This window comes from Enterococcus sp. (assembly GCF_032555305.1).
Classification (GTDB): Bacteria; Bacillota; Bacilli; order Lactobacillales; family Enterococcaceae; genus Enterococcus_A.
The window spans coordinates 1-9,545 of the sequence record NZ_JAWGOQ010000055.1 but is presented as its reverse complement, the minus strand read 5'-3'; the positions used below and the strand labels follow the sequence as shown (position 1 = coordinate 9,545).

At 36.7% G+C, this 9,545-nt stretch carries 7 protein-coding genes and 1 pseudogene; 6 read left to right on the top strand and 2 right to left on the bottom strand.

Annotated features, from left to right (window positions below):
• Positions 1 to 126 precede the first annotated feature (126 nt).
• Both E6139_RS22580 and E6139_RS22575 read right to left on the bottom strand, forming a co-directional pair.
• Positions 127 to 969 (bottom strand): annotated as a pseudogene (locus E6139_RS22580) (IS3 family transposase); the annotation flags it as partial.
• Positions 970 to 992: 23 nt separating this feature from the next.
• On the bottom strand, positions 993 to 1,277 hold the full coding sequence (locus tag E6139_RS22575; protein ID WP_001232998.1) for a transposase: 285 nt from the start codon (positions 1,275 to 1,277) through the stop codon (positions 993 to 995).
• A 66-nt stretch (positions 1,278 to 1,343) separates the two neighbouring features.
• Between E6139_RS22575 and E6139_RS22570 the strand changes: the two genes are divergently transcribed.
• From E6139_RS22570 to E6139_RS22545, 6 genes are all read left to right on the top strand, one after another.
• A complete protein-coding gene (locus E6139_RS22570; RefSeq protein ID WP_000234705.1) occupies positions 1,344 to 2,369 on the top strand; it encodes a hypothetical protein in 1,026 nt (341 codons plus the stop codon).
• A 70-nt stretch (positions 2,370 to 2,439) separates the two neighbouring features.
• Positions 2,440 to 2,835 carry a conjugal transfer protein gene (locus E6139_RS22565; RefSeq protein WP_000723886.1) on the top strand — a complete coding sequence of 132 codons (396 nt, stop codon included), beginning with the start codon at positions 2,440 to 2,442 and terminating at the stop codon, positions 2,833 to 2,835.
• Positions 2,819 to 5,272 carry an ATP-binding protein gene (locus E6139_RS22560; protein ID WP_000941001.1) on the top strand — a complete coding sequence of 818 codons (2,454 nt, stop codon included), beginning with the start codon at positions 2,819 to 2,821 and terminating at the stop codon, positions 5,270 to 5,272. Before E6139_RS22565 ends, E6139_RS22560 begins: the two co-directional genes overlap by 17 nt.
• Entirely contained in the window at positions 5,269 to 7,296 is a 2,028-nt protein-coding gene (locus E6139_RS22555; RefSeq protein ID WP_000192390.1) for a CD3337/EF1877 family mobilome membrane protein, read from the top strand. The genes E6139_RS22560 and E6139_RS22555 overlap by 4 nt, the downstream gene beginning before the upstream one ends.
• Complete coding sequence (locus tag E6139_RS22550) at positions 7,293 to 8,315, top strand: bifunctional lytic transglycosylase/C40 family peptidase (RefSeq protein ID WP_000768374.1); 1,023 nt, start codon at positions 7,293 to 7,295, stop codon at positions 8,313 to 8,315. Before E6139_RS22555 ends, E6139_RS22550 begins: the two co-directional genes overlap by 4 nt.
• A gap of 16 nt (positions 8,316 to 8,331) precedes the next feature.
• Positions 8,332 to 9,261 (top strand): conjugal transfer protein, encoded by a 930-nt coding sequence (locus E6139_RS22545; RefSeq protein ID WP_000584387.1) that lies wholly within the window; start codon positions 8,332 to 8,334, stop codon positions 9,259 to 9,261.
• The last annotated feature ends 284 nt before the right edge of the window (positions 9,262 to 9,545 follow it).

Below are 9,545 nucleotides of genomic sequence, written 5' to 3'. Positions count from 1 at the left end.
GGCTAAGCTCTACCAGAAAATATATTCAATTTTAACCTATAGGTTAAAGCTTTAAAACAGTGTACTGTATTTTACACAATTTTATGGACTTGACTTTAAGGAGGATTGGGACCTGCAACAGTTTAGTTAACAGTCGGTTAGATTACTTATTTTTTTCGCCTCAAATTGTCGAGGAGTCATCATAAATTTTGTATGGATTCTTTTGTTTGGATAGTAGTCTTCTAAATAATCTTGAATCAACACCTTCATCTCTATTTTACTTTTATGCTTGTTGGGTTCGATTAATTCTCGTTTGATTGATCGATGAAACGATTCGATTACCGCATTGTCAACAGGAGTCCCAGGTTGGCTCATTGAATGTGTAATGTGGTGGTCGGTCAACAGCTCTTGATAGCTAAGAGACCGATATTGGCTACCTCTATCGGAATGAATTACCGTAGGCAATTCTCCTTTATAAATTTGTAATGGATGGATGACAATTTCTTTTTTCATGTTTGAATCCAACATATAGCAACGTGGAATACGAGTTGCTAAGTCAATGTAGGTGGACAAATAGAGGCGACCGTCATTACAAGGAATGTAAGTAATATCTGTCACCCAAACAGCATCGATTTGGCTCTGTTCAAATTGTCGATTCAATAAATTTTCTTTTACTATTTCTTCGATTGCTTTTCCTCTGCCATAAGAAGATTGGCGTCGATGAAATCCTTTTGCGCATAAATTCATTCCACGCATAAGGACCGCCACAACACGTTTATTGGTTTCGATTCCTTCATCGTAAAGTTGTTGAGCGATTCTTGGAGATCCGTATCGACCTTTGTGTTCGTAGAACACTCGCTTAATATTCTGTTTTAAAAAATTATGGCGAAGTTGAGTCCTACTGGGTTGACGATTCCGCCATAAATAATATCCTTGCCTACTTACATTTAAAATCCTGCACAAAGTTTGAATTGAATATTGTTGATGATGTTTGTGAACAAACTCAAAACGAACTACTTTTTTTGCTTCACAAACGTGTCGAACTTTTTTAGAATTTCATTTTCCTCTGTTAGCCGTTTATTTTCCTGTTCAAGAATGTAGAAATCTACTTTATCAGGTAATCTTTTTCCTTGTCCAGCAAAAGCATTTTTTCCGTATCGATGATATTCTGAAACCCATCGGGAAATTGTTGGACGAGAGATATTGTATTCTTCAGCAATTTTCTTGGTAGTTACTTTTTTCTCAAGGATATCCTGTGAAATCTTTAGTTTAAATTCACGATCATATGTTTTTCTCAATAGAGTTCATTCCTTCCGGTAACGTAACTGATAGTCAAGAAAAGTGTATCATAGCCCATTGTTCAATTGGTAATAATAGATGTTTATGGGAAAATAACAAAAATAAAATTGTCAGATAAATTGAAACTATATATATCTAATGTTTCTGATGACTGGAAGGAAAGCATTATAGAAGACATGTTACAAGAAATTCGACAACAAAAAGTTGACATGGCAGATAATTTGAAAAGGTATGGTAAAACATTTCAAACAGAATATTCTATATCTTATTTGAAAGAAATCGTTCACGCCAATGTTGAAGACTATACAAAATATAATTTAGATTCTATTGAGTCATGTCTTCAATGCCTTGTTGATAATATGATATGTCTATTCTTTGACTATGAATATCAGGATATGCCTTTTTTTGATTGGACAAGCAATTGCTTTGATGGTCGTTTTTGTGAAGAGGATTACGCTGAAAAAGTGATGTATTTTAGTAACTTTGTAAATCATGATATACAAAATGGTATTCATATGAACTGCATTTATACAAGTAATATGAATCCTAAAGAGCATACTAGGATATTATCAAATCTAAGTTTTAGAATTGATTCAAACTTTAAAGGGTGCAGGACTACAGACGACTACATTACGGAACTTAAAAAAATGGGCAACCGAATTGATTCTATACTAAAATCGGAAAACGATTATTACAAATTAGATTATATTATGAACGGGATATATAGTGATAATAGTTATAATCAAAATCATTATTTAAAGACTTTTACTTTGTTAGAACTTGTATTATTAAAACCAAATCAGAATACAAATGAAATTGACAAATTACTAATACCTTATCTTGATAAGAAATATGGAGAGGTTTCGAGTGAAGTAGCAAAATTATTAAGACAAATGAGAAATAAAATCGGACATGGTGATTTCAAAGGTTTTAACGAAAAAGCAGAAAAATTCGCTCAAAAATTTATGAAACACTTTCATTTTGACTATACAGAATACAGTAGATTAAATTGGGTATTACTTCATACCTGCTGTCTTTTAGATGATTTACTCAGAATAACTATTTTTCAACAATTAAAAGTCACAAAATAATTATTATTTTATAGAGCAATCACCTATTTTGATTGCTCTTTTTCTATTTTTACGGAAAGGACGTGAAGACATGAAAAAAATAAGAAGTTACACCAGTATTTGGTCAGTAGAAAAAGTGATTTATGCAATTAATGATTTACAACTCCCTTTTCCCATAACCTTTACACAAATGACATGGTTTATCGTTTCTTTGTTTGTCGTTATAATCTTTGGCAGTTTACCACCACTTTCCTTGATTGACGGAGCACTACTCAAATACTTAGGGATTCCCGTTGTCCTCACTTGGTTCATGTGTCAAAAAACCTTTGACGGGAAGAAACCCTATGGATTTTTAAAATCTATTATTACCTATGCTCTACGCCCTAAAATAACCTATGCTGGCAAACAAATACGATTAAATAAAGAAAAAATGAATGAATCAATCACGATTGTAAGGAGTGAACAATTAAATGGCACACCCCATTAAATATATCGAAGATAATCTCGTATTTAATCATGATGGCGAAGTATTTGCTTATTATGAATTAATTCCCTATAATTACAGTTTTTTAAGTTCCGATGAAAAAGTTCAAGTTCATGATAATTTCCGTCAATTGATTGCCCAAAATCGTGATGGTAAGATTCATGCCCTGCAACTAGCAACCGAATCAAGTATTCGAGCGACACAGGAACAATCGAAAAAAGAAATCACTGGACGATTAAAAGAGATAGCTTACGAAAAAATAGATGAACAGACCGAAGCGTTAGTTTCTATGATTGGTGACAATCAAGTGGACTATCGCTTTTTTATTGGTTTTAAACTCTTGCTGAATGAACAGGAAGTATCGGTCAAAAATATTGGCAAAGACATTCAAAAAGCATTTGCGGAATTCTTTCATGGCGTGAATCACAAGTTGATGGGCGATTTTGTTTCTATGCCTATGTCAGAAATCGAACGCTTTTCTAAAATGGAACAGTTATTAGAAAGTAAATTATCCAGACGCTTTCACATTCGCCCATTGGGGAAAGATGATTTTGGGTATATCATTGCCCACCTTTACGGTCAAACAGGGATTCCTTTTGATGACTACGACTACCATTTACCCAAACGATATGAAGATAAAAAAGTGTTGGTAAAGAAATACGATATTATTAAACCCACTCGCTGTTTAATCGAAGAAAAGCAACGCTACTTACGGATGGAACAGGAAGATACTACCACTTATGTGGCGTATTTTACGATTAACAGTATCGTCGGCGAATTGGATTTCCCCAATAGTGAGATTTTTTATTACCAGCAACAACAGTTCACTTTCCCGATTGATACCAGCATGAATGTTGAAATTGTTGCTAATAAAAAAGCTCTGTCTACCGTTCGCAACAAAAAGAAAGAATTGAAAGACTTGGATAGTCACGCATGGGAAAGCGACAATGAAACCAGTACCAATGTGGTGGACGCTTTAGAATCTGTCGACGAATTAGAAACCAACCTAGACCAAACCAAAGAATCCATGTACAAACTAAGCTATGTGGTACGGGTATCGGCAAAAAATCTGGACGAGTTGAAACAACGTTGTGATGAAGTAAAAGATTTTTATGATGATTTGTCTATCAAATTAGTACGACCTTTTGGCGATATGCTAGGCTTGCATAATGAATTTATTCCCTCAAGCAAGCGATATATCAATGACTATATTCAATATGTCACGTCGGATTTTTTGGCTGGTCTTGGTTTCGGAGCTACACAAATGCTTGGTGAAAATTCTGGTATTTACGTCGGTTACAATCTCGATACAGGCAGAAATATTTATCTCCAACCCAGCCTTGCAAGTCAAGGAATTAAAGGCTCTGTGACGAATGCGTTAGCGTCTGCTTTTATTGGTTCATTAGGTGGCGGAAAATCATTCTCTAACAATATGCTGGTCTATTATTCGGTACTCTTTGGCGGACAGGCAATCATTGTAGACCCAAAAGCTGAACGTGGCAAATGGAAAGAAACCTTACCTGATATTGCCCATGAAATCAATATCGTTAATCTCACGAGTGAGAACGACAATAAAGGGTTACTTGACCCTTATGTGATCTTAAAACTCCCGAAAGATTCAGAAAGCCTAGCCATTGATATTCTCACGTTCTTAACAGGCATTTCCAGCCGAGATAGCGAGAAGTTTCCTGTCCTGCGTAAAGCGATTCGGAGTGTCACTCAAAGCGAACAACGAGGGTTGTTATTGGTGATTGATGAATTGCGAAAAGAAGATACACCCATCAGCAATAGTATTGCTGACCATATCGAAAGCTTTGTCGATTATGATTTTGCCCATCTGTTATTCAGTGATGGCAATGTCACCCAATCCATTAGCTTGGAAAAACAACTCAATATTATTCAAGTGGCAGATTTGGTCTTACCCGATTCCAATAGCTCTTTTGAAGAATACACCACCATGGAATTATTAAGTGTGGCAATGCTGATTGTCATTAGTACCTTTGCTTTAGACTTTATCCACTCTGACCGTTCCATTTTTAAAATTGTTGACCTTGATGAAGCTTGGAGTTTTTTACAAGTGGCACAAGGAAAAGCTCTATCTATGCGTTTAGTTCGGGCAGGGCGTGCCATGAATGCAGGGGTCTATTTCGTTACTCAAAACGCCGACGATTTACTAGATGAAAAGATGAAGAATAATATTGGCTTGAAATTCGCCTTTCGTTCCACTGACCTAGTGGAAATCAAAAAGACCTTAGAATTTTTTGGCGTGGACAAGGAAGATGAAAACAATCAGAAACGCTTACGTGAATTAGAAAATGGACAATGTTTAGTTTCAGACATCTATGGTCGTGTAGGGGTTATGCAGTTTCACCCGATTTTTGAAGAGTTGCTTCATGCCTTTGATACCAGACCGCCTGTGCGAAATGAGGGGGAAAAATGACACAAAAACAAAAGAAATTTCTTCACTATAGTTGGATAACGCTCCTTTGTGTGGGCGTTATTTTACTTTTATTAGGCACGCTGGGCAATGCAGTACAAGCAACAGGCTTAGTTGATGAAACCATTGATACAAGCAACGAGTATTCCAAGTATGGTTTAAATCATTATCAGCTTGATTATTATGTGGACAATAGCTGGGGCTGGCTGCCGTGGAATTGGAGTGACGGCATAGGGCAATCAGTGATGTATGGACTGTATGCCATTACCAATTTCATTTGGACGATTTCTCTTTATCTTTCCAACGCCACAGGCTATTTGGTCAAAGAAGCCTACGCCTTGGATTTCATTAGTCAAACGTCTCAAGCGATTGGTGAGAACATGCAGACCATTGCAGGGATTACACCGAATGGCTTTTCCAGTTCGGGTTTTTATGTCGGCTTCCTTCTTCTTTTTATTCTGATTGTTGGAATCTACGTTGCCTATACAGGACTGGTGAAACGAGAAACGACCAAAGCTATACGAGCTGTGTTAAATTTTGTGGTGGTGTTTATTCTATCAGCTTCCTTTATTGCGTATGCTCCCGATTATATTGCGAAAATCAATGATTTTTCCAAAGATGTGAGCACTGCCAGTTTAGATATTGGGACAAAGATTGTCCTTCCCGATACGGATAGTCAAGGCAAAGACAGTGTGGATATGATACGTGATAGCCTATTTTCTGTTCAAGTCAAGCAACCGTGGTTATTACTTCAATATGGCTCAACCGATATAGAAACCTTAGGTGAAGACCGTGTGGAAAAGTTATTGGCTACCAGTCCAGATACAAACAATGGTGAAGATAGAGAAAATGTAGTGATTGAAGAAATTGAAGATCATGACAATACCTATTTAACACTCCCGAAGACCATTTCCCGATTAGGAACGGTCTTCTTTTTGTTTGTATTCAATATTGGTATCTCGATTTTTGTTTTCCTTCTAACAGGAATCATGATTTTTTCGCAAGTGCTATTTATTATTTTCGCTATGTTTTTGCCAATCAGTTTCCTATTAAGTATGTTGCCGAGTTTTGATGGCATGGGCAGGCATGCCATTACCAAGTTATTTAATGTGATTATGACAAGGGCTGGTATTACCTTGATTATTACCGTTGCCTTTAGTATTTCCACTATGCTTTATTCGCTGTCAGCAAGTTCTCCCTTTTTCATGATTATGTTTTTACAAATTGTGACCTTTGCAGGGATTTATTTTAAACTGGGCGATTTAATGAGCCTATTCTCTTTACAAAGCAACGACTCTCAAAACATGGGCAGACAAGTGTTTCGCAGACCTCGTCAAATGATGAATCGACAAACCAGAAGATTTCAACGCAGTATGAGTAAGATTTTTCGTGGAAAAGCAGGGTCAACGAAGCAAAAGACAATGACAACAAAGCAGAATCAAACCAATAAAGCTAACCATACTCGTCAAAATGAACGGACTACACCAAAGAAAGAAACAGCACTTTCCAATGTGAAAAAGCAACAAGGCGGTATCGGGCAACGATTAGGTGAAAAGACAGCCCATGTATTGGACACGAAAAATCGTCTAGTCAATAAAAGAAAGCAGGCTAAACAACAGATACAGGCGACACCAACCCATGTCAAATATGCCCTTCATCAAGGAAAAGAGAATGTCACTCATAATGTAACAGACTTTAAACAATCTATGGCAGATACCAAAGCTCAACGCAAACAACAGCGTATGAACCAGCAGGAGCAAAAACGAAAGAACATTGCTCAAAAGCGTTTGGAGCTGGATAAAGCAAAAGAAAAAAGACGAAAAGAAAACCCATCATCTCCTGTTCAGAATAACCAGCAGCATGTTCGCAAGCGTCAGCAAACCGTCACGCCTGTTTTGTCACAAAACACTAAACGTGAAAATCATCAGCGACCATTGAAAAAAGAGCAAAAACAAAAGACACCACCGAAGCAATTCAATCAGAGGAAGCTAAATAAAAGAACGGATAAGCGAGGACAACAAACATGAAGCTAAAAATAACAGTGATTTGTAGTGTGGTCTTCTCTCTCTTCTTTTTTCTCTTATTATTCCTAGTCATTTTCTTTGCAGATGATACGGACAGTGGCGAAAACAACAAGGATTCTTCTATTTCACAAGGCGGTGTGACCGTTTCACCAGAAGTGTTGGCACACCGTCCGTTGATTGAAAAATATGGTAAGGAATATGGGATTGAAGACTATGTTTCTTATATCTTAGCCATTATGCAAGTGGAATCGGGCGGTACAGCAGAAGATGTTATGCAAAGTTCCGAATCTTTGGGTTTACCGCCCAACAGTTTGAGTACCGAAGAGTCCATCAAACAAGGGGTTAAATATTTCAGTGAATTATTAACCAGTGCAGAACAACAAGGAGTGGATATAGATTCTGTTATCCAATCTTATAATTATGGCGGTGGCTTTTTAAATTATGTGAGGAGTCATGGGAAAAAATATACCTATGAATTAGCCGAACAGTTTTCTAAAGAGAAGTCGGGTGGTCAAAAAGCAGACTATCCCAATCCCATAGCCATACCTGTGAATGGTGGTTGGCGATATAACTATGGAAATCAGTTTTATGTTCAGTTGGTTTCACAATACCTAACCGACACTTCCCCAACAGAATTTGATGATGAAACCGTGCAAGTCATTATGGACGAAGCCTTGAAATACGAAGGGTTTCCCTATGTCTTTGGAGGGGCGTCGCCTACCACCTCTTTTGATTGTAGTGGCTTAATACAATGGGTGTATGACAAAGCTGGCATTTCTCTCCCTCGTGTCGCCCAAGATCAGTATGACGCTACGCAAGAAATCTCTATGGAAGAAGCCCAAGCAGGCGACCTTATCTTCTTTCATTCAACCTATAATGCAGGCACATATGTGACTCATGTGGCGATATATTTAGAGGGAAATCGCTTTTATCATGCAGGCGACCCAATCGGTTATGGCGACTTAAGCAGTCGTTATTGGCAAGACCATCTGATTGGGGCTAGACGTGTTATTCATAACTAAGAAAGGAATGAATCAAATGATTATAAAAATCGAGCGAAAAGAAAAGAAGGAGAAACCAAAGAAATCTAAAAAACCGAGCAAGCAAAGAAAAGTTCCGATGATTAAAGTTGGCACGCATAAGAAATTAACCTTTGTTTTATGGGTTTTATTGATTGGTAGTGTCGGATTTGGAATCTATAAAAATTTTACTGCCATTGACACTCATACTGTCCGTGAAACAGAAATCATTAAACAGCAGATTGTCGATACCAACCAAGTAGAAAGTTTTGTGAAATCCTTTGCGAAAGACTACTTTTCGTGGCAACAATCCCAAGAAGCCATTGATAAACGAAATGAAAAATTGACCCATTATTTGACGGAAGAATTGCAGGTATTAAATGAAGAAATGATTCGTAAGGATATTCCTACTAGTTCTAGTGTGAACGATATACAGGTGTGGCAGGTTTCTCAAGTGAATGAGAACACCTTTGAGGTACTGTTTTCTGTTGAACAAGTTATTACCGAAGACAAAGACAAGGAAACTATATCGTCTAGCTTTCATGTGGTTGTCCATATAGATGAATCAGATAATATGGTTATTATCAAAAATCCGACAATGAGTAAGAAACCTCAAAAATCGGACTACCAACCCAAACAGCTAGAAAGTGACCATACAGTAGATACAGAAACGATGGACGAAATCACTAGCTTTTTAGAAACGTTCTTCCAGCTCTATCCTACCGCCACAGAAAAAGAATTGACTTACTATGTAAGTAATCATGTGTTACCTATGATTAACAAGGAATATGTTTTCGAGGAATTGGTGAATCCTATCTTTACCAGAAAAGATAACCAAGTAATCGTGAATGTCGCTGTGAAATATTTAGATCAAGAAACAAAGGCAACCCAAATCTCGCAATTTGAGTTGATATTAGAAAAACAAGATAATTGGAAGATTGTAAAATAACAAATATTGGTACATGATTACAGATACTTTGTAATCATGTACTCTTTTTGATAAAAAATTGGAGATTCCTTTACAAATATGCTCTTACGTGCTATTATTTAAGTGACTATTTAAAAGGAGTTAATAAATATGCGGCAAGGTATTCTTAAATAAACTGTCAATTTGATAGCGGGAACAAATAATTAGATGTCCTTTTTTAGGAGGGCTTAGTTTTTTGTACCCAGTTTAAGAATACCTTTATCATGTGATTCTAAAGTATCCAGAGAATATCTGTATGCTTTGTA